This is a genomic window from Streptomyces sp. NBC_01408, from assembly GCF_026340255.1.
Lineage (GTDB): Bacteria > Actinomycetota > Actinomycetes > Streptomycetales > Streptomycetaceae > Streptomyces.
Map to the genome: position 1 here is coordinate 3,352,120 of NZ_JAPEPJ010000001.1, position 16,278 is coordinate 3,368,397.

The 16,278-nt window shown below is 73.2% G+C and carries 15 protein-coding genes; 12 read left to right on the plus strand and 3 right to left on the minus strand.

Features of this window, described 5'->3' with window-relative positions; genetic code table 11:
- Positions 1 to 121: 121 nt before the first annotated feature.
- The 5 genes from OG447_RS15250 to OG447_RS15270 all read left to right on the plus strand — a co-directional run bounded on the left by OG447_RS15250 (position 122) and on the right by OG447_RS15270 (position 6,639).
- Entirely contained in the window at positions 122 to 1,147 is a 1,026-nt protein-coding gene (locus OG447_RS15250) for a C40 family peptidase (protein WP_266937034.1), read from the plus strand.
- Between the two features lie 248 nt (positions 1,148 to 1,395).
- Positions 1,396 to 2,439: an NlpC/P60 family protein gene (locus OG447_RS15255; RefSeq protein ID WP_266937035.1), complete on the plus strand. Its 1,044-nt coding sequence runs from the start codon at positions 1,396 to 1,398 to the stop codon at positions 2,437 to 2,439.
- An 82-nt stretch (positions 2,440 to 2,521) separates the two neighbouring features.
- Positions 2,522 to 3,655, plus strand: coding sequence for a hypothetical protein (locus OG447_RS15260; RefSeq protein WP_266937037.1), 1,134 nt, complete (start codon positions 2,522 to 2,524; stop codon positions 3,653 to 3,655).
- 28 nt (positions 3,656 to 3,683) lie between these two features.
- The gene (locus tag OG447_RS15265; protein ID WP_266937038.1) at positions 3,684 to 4,826 is read left to right on the plus strand and encodes a glycosyltransferase family 4 protein; all 1,143 of its coding nucleotides are present in this window, start codon (positions 3,684 to 3,686) and stop codon (positions 4,824 to 4,826) included.
- A 199-nt stretch (positions 4,827 to 5,025) separates the two neighbouring features.
- Complete coding sequence (locus OG447_RS15270) at positions 5,026 to 6,639, plus strand: GMC oxidoreductase (protein WP_266937039.1); 1,614 nt, start codon at positions 5,026 to 5,028, stop codon at positions 6,637 to 6,639.
- A 35-nt stretch (positions 6,640 to 6,674) separates the two neighbouring features.
- Here OG447_RS15270 and OG447_RS15275 read toward each other — a convergent pair whose 3' ends face one another.
- Positions 6,675 to 8,471 carry a long-chain fatty acid--CoA ligase gene (locus OG447_RS15275; protein WP_266937040.1) on the minus strand — a complete coding sequence of 599 codons (1,797 nt, stop codon included), beginning with the start codon at positions 8,469 to 8,471 and terminating at the stop codon, positions 6,675 to 6,677.
- Positions 8,472 to 8,699: 228 nt separating this feature from the next.
- On the opposite strand from OG447_RS15275, the gene OG447_RS15280 reads away from it, so the two are divergent.
- The 6 genes from OG447_RS15280 (at position 8,700) to OG447_RS15305 (ending at position 13,821) form a co-directional block, all read left to right on the plus strand.
- A complete protein-coding gene (locus OG447_RS15280; protein ID WP_266937041.1) occupies positions 8,700 to 9,485 on the plus strand; it encodes a metallophosphoesterase in 786 nt (261 codons plus the stop codon).
- 79 nt (positions 9,486 to 9,564) lie between these two features.
- Entirely contained in the window at positions 9,565 to 10,008 is a 444-nt protein-coding gene (locus tag OG447_RS15285; protein ID WP_266937042.1) for an SRPBCC family protein, read from the plus strand.
- A 194-nt stretch (positions 10,009 to 10,202) separates the two neighbouring features.
- Positions 10,203 to 11,417, plus strand: a complete 1,215-nt coding sequence (locus OG447_RS15290) for an ArsA family ATPase (RefSeq protein WP_266937043.1) — start codon at positions 10,203 to 10,205, stop codon at positions 11,415 to 11,417.
- Positions 11,418 to 11,516: 99 nt separating this feature from the next.
- Positions 11,517 to 11,984, plus strand: a complete 468-nt coding sequence (locus OG447_RS15295) for a DUF5304 domain-containing protein (protein ID WP_266937044.1) — start codon at positions 11,517 to 11,519, stop codon at positions 11,982 to 11,984.
- A 61-nt stretch (positions 11,985 to 12,045) separates the two neighbouring features.
- The gene (locus tag OG447_RS15300; RefSeq protein WP_266937045.1) at positions 12,046 to 12,987 is read left to right on the plus strand and encodes an ROK family glucokinase; all 942 of its coding nucleotides are present in this window, start codon (positions 12,046 to 12,048) and stop codon (positions 12,985 to 12,987) included.
- Positions 12,988 to 13,059: 72 nt separating this feature from the next.
- Positions 13,060 to 13,821 carry an endonuclease/exonuclease/phosphatase family protein gene (locus OG447_RS15305; RefSeq protein ID WP_266937046.1) on the plus strand — a complete coding sequence of 254 codons (762 nt, stop codon included), beginning with the start codon at positions 13,060 to 13,062 and terminating at the stop codon, positions 13,819 to 13,821.
- Positions 13,822 to 13,985: 164 nt separating this feature from the next.
- Here the strand turns inward: OG447_RS15305 and OG447_RS15310 are convergent, their stop codons facing one another.
- Together OG447_RS15310 and OG447_RS15315 are read right to left on the minus strand one after the other, a co-directional pair.
- Positions 13,986 to 14,609, minus strand: coding sequence for a hypothetical protein (locus tag OG447_RS15310; RefSeq protein ID WP_266937047.1), 624 nt, complete (start codon positions 14,607 to 14,609; stop codon positions 13,986 to 13,988).
- The gene (locus tag OG447_RS15315) at positions 14,602 to 15,381 is read right to left on the minus strand and encodes a carboxylesterase (RefSeq protein ID WP_266938889.1); all 780 of its coding nucleotides are present in this window, start codon (positions 15,379 to 15,381) and stop codon (positions 14,602 to 14,604) included. The genes OG447_RS15310 and OG447_RS15315 overlap by 8 nt, the downstream gene beginning before the upstream one ends.
- Positions 15,382 to 15,547: 166 nt before the next feature.
- On the opposite strand from OG447_RS15315, the gene OG447_RS15320 reads away from it, so the two are divergent.
- Positions 15,548 to 16,270, plus strand: a complete 723-nt coding sequence (locus OG447_RS15320; RefSeq protein ID WP_266938890.1) for a 1-acyl-sn-glycerol-3-phosphate acyltransferase — start codon at positions 15,548 to 15,550, stop codon at positions 16,268 to 16,270.
- Positions 16,271 to 16,278: the final 8 nt, after the last annotated feature.

Sequence of the window (16,278 nt, forward strand, 5' to 3'; positions counted from 1 at the left end):
CACGGCGGGGTCACTAGGGTCTGCTCAAACCTTCGTGCGGTAGATCACTCATTCGGGGTGGCGGCGGAGGTGCTGCCGAGTTGCGTTCTTCGGCGGCTCCAGGAAGAAGGAGATCGCCTTCGTGGCGTCCCACCGTCGACCCAAGCAGCCGAACCGCGCTCGTGTGACCGTCCTGACCGCCACGGCGGCCGCGGCCGTCGCACTCTCCGCCCAGGGCGCCTCCGCCGCTCCGGCCAAGCCGGGCAAGGACGAGGTCAAGGCTCAGGTCGACGCGCTCTACGAAGAGGCGGAGCAGGCCACCGAGAAGTTCAACGGGGCCAAGGAACGCCAGGAGAAGCTCGAGAAGGAGATCGGGCAGCTCCAGGACCAGGTCGCGCGCGGCCAGGGCGACCTCAACGAGCTGCGCAACGCGCTCGGTTCGATGGCCAGCGCCCAGTACCGCAACGGCGGCATAGACCAGTCCCTCGCCCTCTTCCTCTCCGCCGACCCCGACAGCTACCTCGACAAGGCCTCCAGCCTGGAGCACCTGAGCGGCAAGCAGGTCGAAGCGGTCCAGAAGATCCAGGCCAAGCAGCGCAGCCTCGCGCAGCAGCGCCAGGAGGCCTCCGGCAAGCTCGCCGACCTCGACGCCACCCGCAAGGAGCTCGGCGAGAAGAAGAAGGCCGCGCAGGACAAGCTCGGCGAGGCCCAGGCCCTGCTCAACACCCTGACCGCGCAGGAGCGCGCCGCGCTCAAGGACGAGGAGGCGCGGGCCAGCCGCAGCGACAGCCAGCGCGTCGACCTCGGCAACGTGAAGGCCTCCGGCCGTGCCGGCGCCGCCCTGGAGGCGGCCAAGACCAAGCTCGGCGCCGCCTACGTCATGGGCGCCACCGGCCCCAGCGCGTACGACTGCTCCGGGCTCGTCCAGTGGGCCTACAAGCAGGCAGGCGTCAGTGTCAGCCGCACGACGTACACCCAGGCGGAAGAGGGCAGGCGCGTCAGCCGCAGCGAGCTCCAGCCCGGTGACCTGGTCTTCTTCTACGGGGACCTGCACCACGTCGGCCTGTACGCGGGCAACAACATGACGCTGCACGCCTCCAATCCGCGCGGCGGCGTCAAGTACGAGTCGATGGACAACATGCCGTACCAGTTCGGCGTCCGCATCTGATCTCCGAGTAGACCCCCCGGTCGAGGACGCGCCGCACACCGCCCATCCGGGCGAATTACCGGGCCGCGCCGCGACCGCACGCCCCGCCGGTGACCTGCGTCTCCTGCGGGGCGTCGCTGTGCGTGCCCTCCCGCGGTCGTTGGCCGGTGCGTGGCCATGCGGTTACTGTCTGCCAGCGCGCAACCCGGCACACGGCCGTCCACGGGGGGCGGACCCGGGTCACGCGCAGCGGAAGGGAGCGGTTTCACGTGGCGTCCCATCGCCGGCCCGGCCTCAGCGGCCTCGACCGGAACACGAAGGTCACCGTCCTCACCGCCGCGGCGGCCGGCGCCGCCGTCGCCATGACGGGCGCACCCGCGGGCGCGGCCCCCGGCCTGCCGTACGAGCCCCCGGCCGGCGCCCGCGCGCAGGTCGACCGGCTCTTCGAGGAGGCCGAACAGGCCACCGAACGCTTCAACGAGGCCGGCGAGAAGGCCGACCGGCTCCGCGCCGAAGTCAGCCGGGCCCAGGACGCGGTGGCCCGCGGGCAGGACCGCATCAACACCATGCGGGGCGTCCTCGGCACCTTCGCCGGAGCCCAGTACCGCAGCGGCGGCATCGACCCCACCGTCGGGCTGATGCTGTCGGAGAACCCCGACGACTACCTCGAACGGGCCGCCGTCCTGGACCGGCTCACCGGCCGCCAGGCCCGGCAGCTCGACGAACTGCGGGAGGAGCAGCGCCGCCTCGGCCAGGAACGCCGCGAGGCCTCCCACAAGCTCGCCGAACTCGACGCGCTGCGCGCCGACGTGGCCAAGCACAAGCGCTCCGTCACGGCGAAGCTCGCGGCCGCCCGGCGGCTGCTCAACGCCATGCCCTCCGAGGAGCGGGCCGACTTCGAGCGCGCCTCGCGCTCCGGCGGCCGCGCCGACGGGCTGCCCGACCCGCCCTCCGCCGGGCCCTCCTCGGGGCGCGCCGCGACCGCGGTGATGGCGGCCCGGGCGGCGGTCGGCAGGCCCTACGTATGGGGCTCCACCGGCCCGTCCGGTTTCGACTGCTCCGGGCTGATGGTGTGGTCGTACCGGCAGGCGGGCGTCGCCCTGCCGCGCACCTCGCAGGCCCAGCGGCACGCGGGACGCCAGGTCCCGCTGTCGCAGGCGCAGCCGGGCGACCTGGTGACGTACCGCTCGGACGCCAGCCACGTCGGCATGTACGTGGGCAACGGCCAGGTGGTGCACGCCCCGTACCCGGGGGCCCGGGTGCGGTACGACCCGGTCGGGATGATGCCGGTCTCCTCGGTGACCCGGCCCTGATCCTGGCGCCGGCTCTGACCCCGGCCGTGACCCTGGCCAGGGCCAGAACGGGCCCGGCCGGGCCCGTGCGTACGATCGGCTGATGCTCCCGGGTCCCCGTCCACCGCGCGTGCCGTCGCCGCTGCGCGTGCTGCCGCTCCTGCTGTGCCTCCTGCTGCCGGCGGGGTGCGGCGGCGGGCGGCCCCCGGCCGACGCCGCCGAGCGGGACGTCCGGCGGGCGGTGGCGGACTGGTCCCGGACGCCGCCCGAGCGGCTCGCCGGGATCCCGCTGGAGGACTGGGCCTACGAGGTCGCCTCGGTGCGCCGGGACGGCGTACGGGCCTCCGTACGGGCCCGGCTGCGCTACCGGCTGGCCGGCTACGACGCGGCCCCCGCGGACTCGGAGCGCGCACTCGAACTGGCTCTGGACGGCGGGACCTGGCAGGTCCGCTCCGACCGCCCGGCGCCCGGAGCGCTGCCGCAGCTGTGGGACCAGGGCGCGGTGACGGTGGTCCGGGGCACGTACGCGCTGGTGCTGGGCTCCGCCGGCCAGGAGACGCTCGCCGAGGTCGCCGCCGAGGCCGACCGTGCCGTGCCCGCGGCGGGCGAGGCGTGGCCGCGGCCGTGGGCGGGGCGGGTGGTGGTGCTGGTCCCCGGCTCCCTGGAGCGGATGGCGCAGCTGCTGGGCCGGCCCGCCGAGGACTACCGGGGCCTGGGCGCCGTCACCACCGGCCGGGTGGGCGCGGGCACCGGCCCCGCCGACCGCGTGGTCATCAACCCGGAGGGGTACGCGGAGCTGAGCGGGCCGGGCCGGCGGGTCGTCCTGACCCACGAGGTCACGCACGTCGCCACCCGGGCGGCGACCACCGCCACGACCCCGCTGTGGCTCTCCGAGGGCTTCGCGGACTGGGCGGCGTACCGCGGCACCTCCAGCACCCCGGAGCAGGCCGCCCCGGCGCTGGCCCGGGCGGTGCGCCGGGGTGAGCTGCCCGCCGGGCTCCCCCCGACGGAGGCCTTCGCCTTCGGCGGCGACCCGGACGCGGTGGCCCGGGCGTACGAGGGGTCCTGGCTGGCCTGCCGGATGATCGCGGGGCGGTGGGGCGAGGCGGCCCTGGTCGACCTGTACGAAAGGGCGGGCCGCGAGCCGTGGCCGACCGCGCTGGACGAGGCCCTGGGCGTGGACCCGGCCGCGCTGACGGAGGCCTGGCAGGATGCGCTGCGGGCAGAGCTGGGCTGAGCCCGCTCGTCCGGTACGTTGGCAGGCGATGCACAAGACGCTGATCGTGACCAACGACTTCCCGCCGCGACCGGGCGGCATCCAGGCCTTCCTGCACAACATGGCGCTGCGGCTGGATCCCGACCGGATCGTCGTGTATGCCTCCACCTGGAAGCACAGCGCGGAGGGCCGCGAGGCCACCGCCGCCTTCGACGCCGAACAGCCCTTCCAGGTCGTGCGCGACCGTACGACGATGCTGCTGCCGACCCCGCGCGTGACGCGGCGGGCGGTGGGACTGCTGCGCGAACACGGCTGCGAGTCCGTGTGGTTCGGGGCGGCGGCCCCGCTCGGGCTGATGGGCCCGGCGCTGCGCCGGGCGGGCGCCCGGCGGATCGTGGCGACCACGCACGGGCACGAGGCGGGCTGGGCCCAGCTGCCCGCGGCGCGCCAGCTGCTGCGGCGGATCGGCGAGGGCACCGACACGCTGACCTACCTGGGGGAGTACACCCGCTCGCGGATCGCCTCCGCGGTGACGGACCGGGCGGCGGCGCGGATGACGCAACTCCCGCCGGGGGTGGACGAGAAGACCTTCCACCCGGGCTCGGGCGGCGCGGAGGTCCGGGCCCGGCTCGGGCTGACCGACCGGCCGGTGGTCGTCTGCGTCTCGCGGCTGGTGCCGCGCAAGGGGCAGGACACGCTGATCGAGGCGATGCCGCGGATCCTGGCGGCGGTGCCGGACGCGGTGCTGCTGATCGTGGGGGGCGGTCCGTACGAGGCGGACCTGCGGGCGCTCGCGGAGGCGACGGGCGTCGCGGACTCGGTGGTCTTCACGGGAGCCGTCCCGTGGGCGGAACTGCCCGCCCACTACGGCGCGGGGGACGTCTTCGCGATGCCGTGCCGGACCCGGCGGGGCGGGCTGGACGTGGAGGGCCTCGGGATCGTCTACCTGGAGGCCTCGGCGACGGGCCTGCCGGTGGTCGCGGGCGACTCCGGCGGGGCGCCGGACGCGGTGCTGGACGGCGAGACGGGCTGGGTGGTCCGGGGCGGCGACCCCGCTGACGCGGCCGAGCGGATCGCAGTCCTGCTGCAGGACCCGGCCCTGCGGGAACGGATGGGCTCCGCCGGGCGGGTGTGGGTCGAGGAGAAGTGGCGCTGGGACCTTTTGGCCGACCGCCTGCACGCGCTGCTGTAGCCGTCGGGGCTGAAAAATCAGCCCCTCCGGCGTTTGAGGAGCGGGGTCCGGGGCGGAGCCCCGGGAAATGGAGAGCGGGGACCGGCTCCGCGCAGCGGAACCCGCGCAGCGGAACCCGCGCAGCCACGGCTGACTGTGCCGCAGATACCTGTCAGGACGGCGTCTGGCCGGAAGGTCGGATTCCGCCCATGATGCGCCCATGACACCAAATCTGACGCGCCGTCATGTCCTCGGACTGGCCGCCCTCCAGACCGCCGCCGCCCTCGGCTTCACACGGATCGGCCTGGCCTCCGCCTCCGCCGTCGAGCCGGGTGCAGCCCCCTACGCGCCCGCGATCGTCGTCGGCTCCGGCTACGGTTCCGCCGTCGCCGCCCTGCGCCTGGGCCAGGCGGGCGTGCGTACCGTCGTCCTCGAAATGGGCCGGCTCTGGGACACCCCCGGACCCGACGGCAAGGTCTTCCCCTCCACCTCGGCGCCCGACCACCGCTCCATGTGGTTCCGTACGCGCACCGAGGCCCCGCTCGCCCAGTTCCTCTGGCTCGACGTGGTCAACCGCGACATCAGCCCGTACCCGGGCGTCCTCGACCGCGTGAACTACGGCGACATGTCCGTGTACGTGGGGCGGGGAGTCGGGGGCGGATCGCTCGTCAACGGCGGCATGGCGCCGACGCCCAGGCGCTCGTACTTCTCCGAGGTGCTGCCCCAGGTCGACGCCGACGAGATGTACGGCACGTACTTCCCCCGCGCCCGCGCCATGCTCGGCGTCAACGACATCGACCCGGCCTGGTTCGAGTCCACGCCCTGGTACCGCTTCGCGCGGATCTCCCGCAAGCACGCCCACAACACCGGCCTGAAGACCGTCTTCGTCCCCAACGTCTACGACTTCGCGTACATGAAGCGCGAGGCGGCCGGCACCGCGGTCAGGTCGGCGCTCGCGGGCGAGGTCATCTACGGCAACAACCACGGGAAGAAGAGCGTCGACAAGACCTACCTGGCGGCCGCCCTCGGCACCGGCAACGTCACCATCGAGACCATGCAGCGCGTGGTCGGCGTACGCCCGGACCCGGCCGGCGGGTACGTGCTGACCGTACGGACCAGCGATGTCTCCGGCCGGGTCACCCAGGTGCGCGAACTCGGCTGCGAGCAGCTCTTCCTCGGGGCGGGGAGCCTGGGGACGACCGAGATCCTGCTGCGGGCCCGCGAGACCGGGGCGCTGCCGGCGCTCAGCGAGAAGGTCGGGCTCGGCTGGGGGCCCAACGGCAACGTCATGACCGCCCGCGCCAACCATCTGTGGGACACCGTCGGCGCCGACCAGGCCACCATGCCCGCCCTGGGCATCGACGACTGGGACAACGCAGCGAACCCGGTCTTCGCCGAGATAGCCCCGCTGCCCATGGGGCTGGAGCACTGGATCTCGATGTACCTGGCCATCACCAGGAACCCGGAGCGGGGGCACTTCAGCTACGACGCCGCCACCGACTCCGCCCGCCTCAACTGGCGGCGGGACCAGAACAGCCCCGCGGTCAACGCGGCCAAGAACCTCTTCGACCGCATCAACCGGCGGAACTTCACCATCTACCGGTACGACCTCTTCGGCGGCAACCGGGCCTTCGCCGACAACTTCACGTACCACCCGCTGGGCGGCTGCGTCCTCGGCGACGCCACCGACGCGTACGGCCGGGTCAAGGGCTACCAGGGGCTGTACGTGGTCGACGGCTCGCTGGTCCCCGGCTCGCTCGGCGTGAACCCGTTCGTGACGATCACCGCCCTCGCCGAGCGGAACATGGCGCGGGTCCTCGCCGACCCCCGCTGACAGCGGCCTCCGGCCGCGGGCCGCGCTAACAGGGACTAGCCCCGGTAGAGCGCCTCGATCTCGTCCGCGAAGTCCTTCGCCACCACGTTGCGCTTCAGCTTCAGCGACGGCGTGATGTGGCCCGACTCCTCCGTGAACTGGGAGGGCAGAATGCGGAATTTCCGCACCGATTCCGCCTTGGAAACCGCCGCGTTGCCGTCGTCCACGGCCTTCTGGACGGCGGCGATCAGCTCCGCGTCCTCGCGCAGCTCCGCCGCCGTGACACCGGCCGGCTTCCCGTGGTCCGCGGCCCACCGGCCGAGGAACTCCTCGTCGATGGTGACCAGCGCGGCCACGAACGGCCGTCCGTCGCCCACCACCATGCACTCCGCGACCAGCGCGTGCGCCCGGATCCGGTCCTCGATCACGGCGGGCGCGACGTTCTTGCCGCCCGCGGTGACGATGAGTTCCTTCTTGCGCCCGGTGATCGTGAGGTAGCCGTCCTCGTCGAGGGTGCCGACGTCGCCGGTGTGGAACCAGCCGTCGGTCAGCGCCTCGGCGGTCGCCGTCTCGTTCTTCCAGTAGCCCGTGAAGATCTGCTCGCCGTGCAGCAGCACCTCGCCGTCGTCCGCGATGCGCACCACGGAGCCCGGCATGGGCTGGCCGACCGTACCGATCTTCTGCTTGTCCCACGGGTTGAAGGTGGTCGCCGCGCAGGACTCGGTCAGGCCGTAGCCCTCCAGCACCGTGAAGCCGATGCCGCGGAAGAAGTGCCCGAGCCGCTCGCCCAGCGGGGCGCCGCCGGAGATCGCGTACTCGCCGCGTCCGCCGAGGACGGCGTGCAGCTTGCTGTAGACCAGCTTCGTGAAGAGCTTGTGCTTGAGCTTCAGCCCGAAGGACGGGCCGCGCGGGGTGTCCAGCGCACGGCTGTACGCGATCGCCGTCTCGGCCGCGGCATCGAAGATCTTGCCCTTGCCGTCGGCCTGCGCCTTGGCGCGCGCCGAGTTGTAGACCTTCTCGAAGACCCGCGGGACACCGAGGATCAGGGTGGGCCGGAAGGACTGGAGTTCGTCCGTCAGGTTCTTGATGTCCGGTACGCAGCCCAGCCGGATCGGCGCCAGGACGGCCGCGACCTCCACCAGGCGCCCGAAGACGTGCGCGGCCGGCAGGAAGAGGAGCACCGAGCACTCGCCGGTCTTGAACAGCGGCTTCAGCCGCTCGACCGCGTTGCCGCACTCCGCGAAGAAGTTGCGGTGGCTCAGCACGCAGCCCTTGGGGCGGCCGGTGGTGCCGGAGGTGTAGACGATGGTGGCCGGGTCGTCGGCGCCCGCGAGGCTGCTGCGCTCGTCGAGCTCGGCGTCGGTGATCTGCTCGCCCGCGGCCTTCAGCGCGTCGAGGGCGCCCCGCTCGATCTCCCAGACCTCGCGCAGCTCCGGCAGGCTGTCCCGCAGGGCTTCCACGGCCGCGCCGTGCCCGGGGCTCTCGACGACCGCCGCGACGGCGCCGGAGTCGCCGAGGATCCACTGGATCTGCTCGGGGGAGCTGGTCTCGTACACGGGAACGGTGACGCCGCCCGCGCTCCAGATCGCGAAGTCGATCAGCACCCACTCGTAGCGGGTGCGGGAAATGAGGGCGACCCGGTCGCCGGGGCGCACGCCGGCCGCCATCAGGCCCTTGGCCGCGGCCTTGACCTCGGCGAGGAACTCGGTCGCGGTCACGTCCTGCCACCGGCCGTCGACCTTGCGGGCCATGACGGCCGTGTCGGGATGCTGAGCGGCGTTGCGGCGGATGAGATCCGTCAGGTTCCCGTCCGACGGGACCTCGTACAGGGCCGGAAGGCTGAACTCGCGCAAGACTGCTGCTCCTCTGGGCGCCATCGCCACCGTGTGGACCGACCGGACGTTACCCACCGGTAGTGGGTTCCGATAGAGGGAACCGGCCAGATGTTCCGTGCGTCACATGACGCGGCCCCGTCGAAGCGACCCTAGTCGACCGCCTCCGGGACTCGGAAGTAACCGCAGGTCCGGCCGGTACGGGGACCCGCTCTACCCGCCGGCCCCAGGCGCCCCTAGGGTGTCGGCATGGGTGGCAGGAACAGGCGCACGCGAGTTCACGTCGTCAGCGACGTCCACGGCAACACCGAGGCCCTCGCGCGGGCCGGAGAGGGCGCCGACGCGCTCATCTGCCTCGGTGACCTGGTGCTCTTCCTCGACTACGCCGACCACTCGCGCGGGATCTTCCCCGACCTGTTCGGCGTCGAGAACGCCGACCGGATCGTCGAGCTGCGCAACGCGCGCCGCTTCGAGGAGGCCCGCGCCTTCGGCCGGGAGCTGTGGGCCGGGCTGGACCGGGAGCAGCTGATCGAGGGCGCGGTACGCCGCCAGTACGCACAGATGTTCGCCGCGTTCCCCAACCCTACGTACGCCACTTACGGCAATGTCGACATCCCGGGGCTGTGGCCGGAATACGCCGCCCGCCCCGGCCTCACCGTCCTCGACGGCCAGCGCACCGAGATCGGCGGTCTGGTCTTCGGCTTTGTGGGCGGCGGGCTGCCCTCGCCGATGCGCACCCCCTACGAGGTGGACGTGGAGGAGTACGCCGCCAAGGTCGAGGCGCTCGGCGAGGTCGACGTCCTGTGCTCGCACATCCCGCCGGAGGTGCCCGAGCTCTGCTACGACACGGTCGCGCGCCGCTTCGAACGGGGCAGCGAGGCCCTGCTGGCCGCCATCCGCCGCACCCGCCCCCGCTACGCCCTCTTCGGGCACGTGCACCAGCCGCTGGCACAGCGGATGCGGATCGGGGGCACGGAGTGCGTGAACGTCGGGCACTTCGCGGCGACCGGAAGGCCCTGGGCCCTGGAGTGGTGAGCTCCGCACGCACGGTAGCCTTCGAGCGGCGGCCGGAGGCCGCACACTTCCTCGAACACTCCCCGGAGGAGCGACCGCGATGGCGGAACACACCAGCTCAAGCATCACGATCGAGGCTGCGCCGACCGACGTGATGGCCGTGATCGCCGACTTCGCCCGCTACCCCGAGTGGACCGGTGAGGTGAAGGAGGCCGAGGTACTGGCCACCGACGCCGAGGGCCGCGCCGAGAAGGTCCGGCTGCTGCTCGACGCGGGCGCGATCAAGGACGACCACACCCTCGCCTACAGCTGGAAGGGCGCGGACGAGGTCAGCTGGACCCTGGACAAGTCGCAGATGCTGCGCCAGCTGGACGGTTCGTACCGGCTGGCCCCGCTGGAGGGCGGCAAGCGCACCGAGGTCACCTACCAGCTGACCGTGGACGTCAAGATCCCGATGCTCGGCATGATCAAGCGCAAGGCCGAGAAGGTCATCATCGACCGTGCTCTCGCGGGCCTGAAGAAGCGCGTGGAATCGACGGCCTGACCATTTCAGCCCCGCCAGGGGGCACCTCCCAGCGGTAGCGAGGGGGAGTTCGAGGCGCGGGGTCCGGGGCGGAGCCCCAGGGAACGGCGGAAGGGCGGGTAGGGGACCGGCCCCGCGCAGCGGTCACCCGCACCCTCCGCCGCCACCCCCTGCCCCGCCGTAATGTCACCAGCGATCCGGAGCAGCGACCCACCATGCCGCACACCCTGCTGATCACCGGCCCCGGCGGGGCCGGGCGCACCACCGTGGCCGCGGCCACCGCCCTCGCCGCCGCGCGGGACGGGCAGCGGGTGCTGCTGCTGTCCGGCGACCCCGGCGATCCGCTGGCCGCCCTCGTCGGCGCGCCGGTGGGGGAGTCCGCCGAGGTCGTGCCCGGGCTGCGGGCCGTACCGGTGGCCGGCGGGTTCCGGGTGGCCCGGGTGGACTCCGGCGAGGAGTTCCGCGAGGAGTTCGTCGCCCTCCAGGAGCGCGGCTCCACCCTCCTCGGCATGCTCGGGGCCCGGCCGCTCGGAGCCGAGGAGCTCACCGAACTGCCCGGCGCCGAACAGTTCGCCCTGCTGCGCGCCCTGCGGCGGGCCGCCGCCGCGCCCGGAACCGACCTGGTCGTCGTCGACCTGCCCCCGCTCCACCAGGCCGTCGCCACCCTGGCCCTGCCCGCCCAGCTGCGCCGCTACCTCGCCCGGCTGCTGCCCGCCGAACGGCAGGCCGCCCGCGCCCTGCGGCCCGTACTGGCCCAGCTGGCCGGGGTGCCCATGCCCGCGCAGTGGCTCTACGAGGCCGCCGCCCGCTGGGACGAGGAGCTCGCCGCCGTCCAGGCCGTCATCGAGGACGGCACCACCCGGGTCCGGCTGGTCGCCGAGCCGGGACCGGCCGCGCACGCCGCCCTGCGCGCCGGGGTGCTCGGGCTCGCCCTGCACGAGCTGGGCGTCGCGGACCTGGTCGCCAACCGGCTCGTACCGCAGGACTGCGCGGACCCCTGGGCCAAGTCGGTCGCCGCCCAGCAGCTCGCCTTCCTGGAGGACTGGGGCCAGGACCTCACCGCCGTGGAGCTCCCGCACCTCGGGCGTGACCCGCAGGGTCCCGGGGACCTCGCCGAGCTGACCGGCCTCACCGCGGGCGGCACCCTCGTCCCCGGCCGCCCCGGCAGGCGCCTCCCCTGGCCCGTCGAGGACCGGCTCGCCGAGGACGGGGTGCTCGTCTGGGCCGTCCGCCTGCCGTATGCCCGCAAGAGCGACCTCGACCTGATCCGCCGCGGCGACGAGCTGCTGCTGACGGCGGGCCCGCACCGCAGGATCGTTCCGCTGCCCTCGGCTCTGCGCCGCTGCACGGTCTCCGGGGCGGCCCTGGCCGACGACGTGCTCCGCATCCGCTTCACCCCGGACCCGGGCCTGTGGCCCCGTACGTCCTAGGGGGCGACCGGCAGGTCACCCCCGTCGCCGTACCGCCGTTCGGGTACCGTCGAAGGTAGTCCGTACGCACGCTCCGCACCCGCCGCAGGAGAGTCCGCCATGAGCGAGGCCACCGACCGCCCCACCGACGACGACGCCTGGGCCAGAGCCTGTGCCGAGGACCTCGCCGCCGAGAAGGAGCGCCTGCGCGGGCAGGAGGGCGCCCAGCAGACCGGGACCGCCGCCGAGGAACTGTTCAAGCTCTTCGAAGCCGTCGCCGACAAGGTGTCCGGGCTGAACAACCCGCTGCTGGGCGTCGCCGCCCAGGGAGCCGTACGGCAGTTCGTCAACCAGGCGAAGACCGCCGCCAAGCCCGTCATCGAGCGCAACCCCGAGGTCTTCGACCACCTCGCGGCCGCCGGCTCCGAGCTGCTCGCCGCCTACCGCTCGGCCGTCGAGGGCCACGAGCGCCGCTGGACCCGCGACACGCCGCCCGGCCAGCGCCGGCCGGAACAGCCGCCCGCCGACCGCGACCCCCGCGACGAGGGCCCGGACGACGGCCGCGACGAGCGGATCGATCTCGACTGAACGGACCTCGCCCTCGGGTACCGTTGGCCCCGGCGGGGTTTGACCGGAAACCGAGGGACTAATGGGACTCACCATCGGCGTCGACATCGGCGGCACGAAGATCGCGGCCGGCGTGGTCGACGAAGAGGGCACCATCCTTGAGACGTACAAGGTGCCCACCCCGCCGACCGCGGACGGAGTGACGGACGCGATCTGCGCCGCCGTCTCCGAAGTCAGCAGCAACCACACCATCGACGCCGTCGGCATCGGCGCCGCCGGATACGTGGACGACAAGCGCGCGACCGTACTCTTCGCGCCGAACATCAACTGGCGGCACGAGCCGCTCAAGGACAAGGTCGAACAGCGCATCGGCCTGCCGGTCGTCGTCGAGAACGACGCGAACTGCGCGGCCTGGGGCGAGTACCGCTTCGGCGCGGGCCAGGGCCATGAGGACGTCATCTGCATCACGCTCGGCACCGGCCTGGGCGGCGGCATCATCATCGGCAACAAGCTGCGGCGCGGCCGCTTCGGCGTCGCCGCCGAGTTCGGCCACATCCGCGTCGTCCCCGACGGCCTGCTGTGCGGATGCGGCAGCCAGGGCTGCTGGGAGCAGTACGCCTCCGGGCGCGCGCTCGTCCGGTACGCGAAGCAGCGCGCCAACGCCACCCCGGAGAACGCGGCGATCCTGCTGTCCCTCGGCGACGGCACCCCCGAGGGCATCGAGGGCAAGCACATCAGCGAGGCCGCCCGGCAGGGCGACCTGGTCGCCATCGACGCCTTCCGCGAACTGGCCCGCTGGGCCGGTGCGGGCCTGGCCGACCTGGCCTCGCTGTTCGACCCGTCCGCGTTCATCGTCGGCGGCGGGGTCTCCGACGAGGGCGACCTGGTCCTCGACCCGATCCGCAAGTCCTTCAAGCGCTGGCTGGTCGGCGGCGCCTGGCGTCCGCACGCGCAGGTGCTCGCCGCCCAGCTCGGCGGCAAGGCCGGACTCGTCGGCGCGGCCGACCTGGCCCGCCAGGGCTGAGCCGCCCCGCTCCACGGTGACTGCCCGCCGCGCCCCTTGGGGGTGCGGCGGGCAGCTGCGTATGTTGCGGGCATGGACCAGCTGCTGCCTTCGCTGCCGAAGTCTCGAACGGAGCCCGACGGTTCTGCCGTGATCCGGGTGCTCAGCTACAACATCCGCTCCCTGCGCGACGACGAGGAGGCACTGGCCCGGGTGATCCGGGCCTGCGCGCCCGACCTGGTGTGCGTACAGGAGGCGCCGCGGTTCTTCCGGTGGCGCAAACACGCGGCGCGGCTCGCCGCGAAGAGCGACCTCGTGGTGCTCGGCGGGGGCGCGACGGCGGCCGGGCCGCTGCTGCTGTGCTCGCTGCGGGCCTTCGTGGAGCGAACCGACGACGTACTGCTGCCCCGCACCCCCGGCCTGCACCGGCGGGGCTTCGCCACCGCCGTCGTCCGCTTCGGGGCGGCCCGGATCGGGGTGGTCAGCGCGCACCTGTCGCTCCAGCGCGAGGAGCGCCGGGCCCAGGCGGATCTCCTCCTGGACCGGGTCGCGGCGCTGGACACTCCGTACGGGATCGCCGCGGCGGACGTGAACGAGGGCCCGGACGGCCCGGCCTTCGCCAGGCTGGCCGCCGAGCTCCAGGACTGCCGGGAGGTGGCCCCGTGGGGCGGCGGCCCGACGTTTCCCGTGGGCACGGCCGACCGGCGCATCGACGCGGTGTTCGCGACGGGGGGTGTGGAGGTGCTGGGCTGCGGGGTCCCCGTGGGACTGCCCGGGGTGAGGGCCGCGGACCTGCGGGCGGCGACGGACCACCTGCCGGTCCTGGCGGCGCTCCGCCTCGCCGCTGCGCGGTAGCCCTGCCACGGTTCGGCCGCCGGTGCGGCGCCGTTGCCGGGGGCTCCGCCCCCGGACCCCCGGTCCTCAAACGCCGGACGGGCTGAAAGGACAGCCCCGCCGGCGTTTGAGGCGCGGGGTCTGGGGCGGAGCCCCAGGAGGCCGGGCGCAGCCCTGGGCCGGGGCTAGACCACCGCGCCGCGACCGGGATCGTCGTCCTCGTCGTCGTCGTGCGCCATGCGCCCCACCAGCGTCGCGAAGCCGCCGAGGAAGCCGCCGATGCCCAGCGTCGTGAGCCACCAGGTCATGTCCCACTGGAGGAGGACCGCCAGGAGCAGCAGCACCGGGCCGCCGACCACCGCCAGCCAGGCGAACTTGGCCGTCACGTCGGCAGGCGGGAGCTCGGGCTCCGGGGGGACGAAGTGGCCCTCCTCCTCCGGCGTCAGGTCTTCGTCCTCCGGCTCCGCGAGGGAGTGATCCCGGGGGCCCGCTCCGCCGACGCCCGGGGCGAACGTCACGGAGCCGCCCAGCGCCACGGGCGCCACCGGCGGCGCGGGCTCCTCCGGGTCCGCTTCGGGGCCCTTCCCGGCCTTCGGCTCGGGCTGGGGCTGGGGCTCGGGCTTCGGATCCGGTTCCGGCGGCAATGGCTTGACGTCTTCCTCAGGCAGCAGCAGGTTCTCGATCGGCTTGAACGGCCGCGCGCCGGGCGGGTCCGGCGGCTCCTGCCCGTACCCGGCGACGATCGCCGCCCACGCCGCTTCCTCGTCGAGCGGCGGCACCCCGCCCGACTGCTCCTCGTGCTCAGCCACCGGCCTCCGCCCCCTCCCTGCCCACGCTCTCCGCCAGTCGGCCGACGAACGCATAGCTGTCCGCGAAGATCCGCTCCGCGTCATGGTCCAACGTCGCGACGTGGTAGCTCTGTTCCAGCAGGGTCTCGGTGACGTCCGTGGAGGAGATCCGGGCGAGGATCCGCGCCGAGTCCACCGGCGGTACGACATGGTCCTGCGGGCTGTGCAGCAGCAGCACCGGCTGCGTGACCTGCGGCAGTTCGGCGTCCACCAGCTGGAAGAACTTCCGCAGCGAGTGCGCGGCCCGGGTCGGGACGCGGTCGTACCCGACCTCGTCCGAGCCCGGCTTCGCGATGTCGCTGGCGATGCCCGGGGTGGACCGGATGAAGTGCTTGGCCACCGGAAGGGCGAAGGCCAGCGGGTCGTGCACCTTGTTGGCCGGGTTGACGAGCACGATGCCGCTGATCGCGTCCCCGTGCTTGGACGCCAGCCGCAGCGTCAGAGCGCCGCCCATGGAGAGTCCGAAGACGAAGACCTGCTCACACCGGTCGAGCAGCTCCCGCAGCGCACGGTCCACCTCGGCGTACCAGTCCTGCCAGCCCGTGAGCTGCATGTCCTGCCAGCGCGTCCCGTGCCCGGGCAGCAGCGGCAGGGATACCGACAGCCCCCGCTCGGCGAGGTACTCGGCCCAGGGGCGCAGCGACTGCGGGGAACCGGTGAAGCCGTGGCAGAGGAGAACACCGACCTCACCGCCCTCGTGGCGGAACGGCTCGGCTCCAGGGAGGACGGGCACCAGGATCTCCTTGGTCATGAGGGTTGGTGGGTGCGTTGCTCTGTGTGACTTCACCGTACGCGACGGGGATGGCACCGACCAGGGTCGTCGGGCCGCTGCACGGGGAGCCACGGGTTAAGGTCTGTTCGACAGACACAGGAAGGCTTTCGAGTTGATCTACGGCGCAATGAAGTTCTCGATCGGCGGTTCCCTGAAGCTCGCCTTCAGGCCGTGGGTGGAGGGCCTCGAGAACATTCCCGCGGAGGGGCCGGCGATCCTCGCGAGCAACCACCTGTCCTTCTCCGACTCCTTCTTCCTGCCGGCGGTGCTGGACCGGAAGGTCACCTTCATCGCGAAGGCGGAGTACTTCACCTCCCCAGGGGTCAAGGGCAAGCTGACGGCCGCCTTCTTCAAGGGCGTCGGCCAGCTCCCGGTGGACCGCTCCGGTGCGCGCGGGGCCGGTGAGGCCGCGATCAAGAGCGGCATCGAGGTCATCGAGCGCGGGGAGCTGTTCGGTATTTACCCCGAGGGGACGCGTTCACCCGACGGCAGGCTGTACCGGGGCAAGCCCGGCGGTCTGGCCCGGGTGGCGCTGGCCACCGGCGCGCCCGTGATCCCCGTGGCGATGATCGACACGGAGAAGATCCAGCCGCCCGGCAAGGTGGTGCCCAAGCTGATGCGCCCGGGCATCCGGATCGGCAAGCCGCTGGACTTCAGCCGCTACCACGGCATGGACAGCGACCGCTTCATCCTCCGCTCGGTGACCGACGAGGTCATGTACGAGATCATGAAGCTGTCCGGCCAGGAGTACGTGGACATCTACGCGACGGCCGCCAAGCGCCAGATCGCGGACGCCGAGAAGGCGGCCAGGAACGACAAGGCCGGCAAGGCGGACCAGGGCGCGGAGTAGCGCGGGCG

Coding starts and splice junctions, on each gene's coding strand:
- OG447_RS15260 (WP_266937037.1), top strand. CDS start 2,522: ATGCTCCCGGGTCCCCGTCCACCGCGCGTGCCGTCGCCGCTGCGCGTG.
- OG447_RS15265 (WP_266937038.1), top strand. CDS start 3,684: ATGCACAAGACGCTGATCGTGACCAACGACTTCCCGCCGCGACCGGGC.
- OG447_RS15270 (WP_266937039.1), top strand. CDS start 5,026: ATGACACCAAATCTGACGCGCCGTCATGTCCTCGGACTGGCCGCCCTC.
- OG447_RS15280 (WP_266937041.1), top strand. CDS start 8,700: ATGGGTGGCAGGAACAGGCGCACGCGAGTTCACGTCGTCAGCGACGTC.
- OG447_RS15285 (WP_266937042.1), top strand. CDS start 9,565: ATGGCGGAACACACCAGCTCAAGCATCACGATCGAGGCTGCGCCGACC.
- OG447_RS15290 (WP_266937043.1), top strand. CDS start 10,203: ATGCCGCACACCCTGCTGATCACCGGCCCCGGCGGGGCCGGGCGCACC.
- OG447_RS15295 (WP_266937044.1), top strand. CDS start 11,517: ATGAGCGAGGCCACCGACCGCCCCACCGACGACGACGCCTGGGCCAGA.
- OG447_RS15300 (WP_266937045.1), top strand. CDS start 12,046: ATGGGACTCACCATCGGCGTCGACATCGGCGGCACGAAGATCGCGGCC.
- OG447_RS15305 (WP_266937046.1), top strand. CDS start 13,060: ATGGACCAGCTGCTGCCTTCGCTGCCGAAGTCTCGAACGGAGCCCGAC.
- OG447_RS15320 (WP_266938890.1), top strand. CDS start 15,548: ATGAAGTTCTCGATCGGCGGTTCCCTGAAGCTCGCCTTCAGGCCGTGG.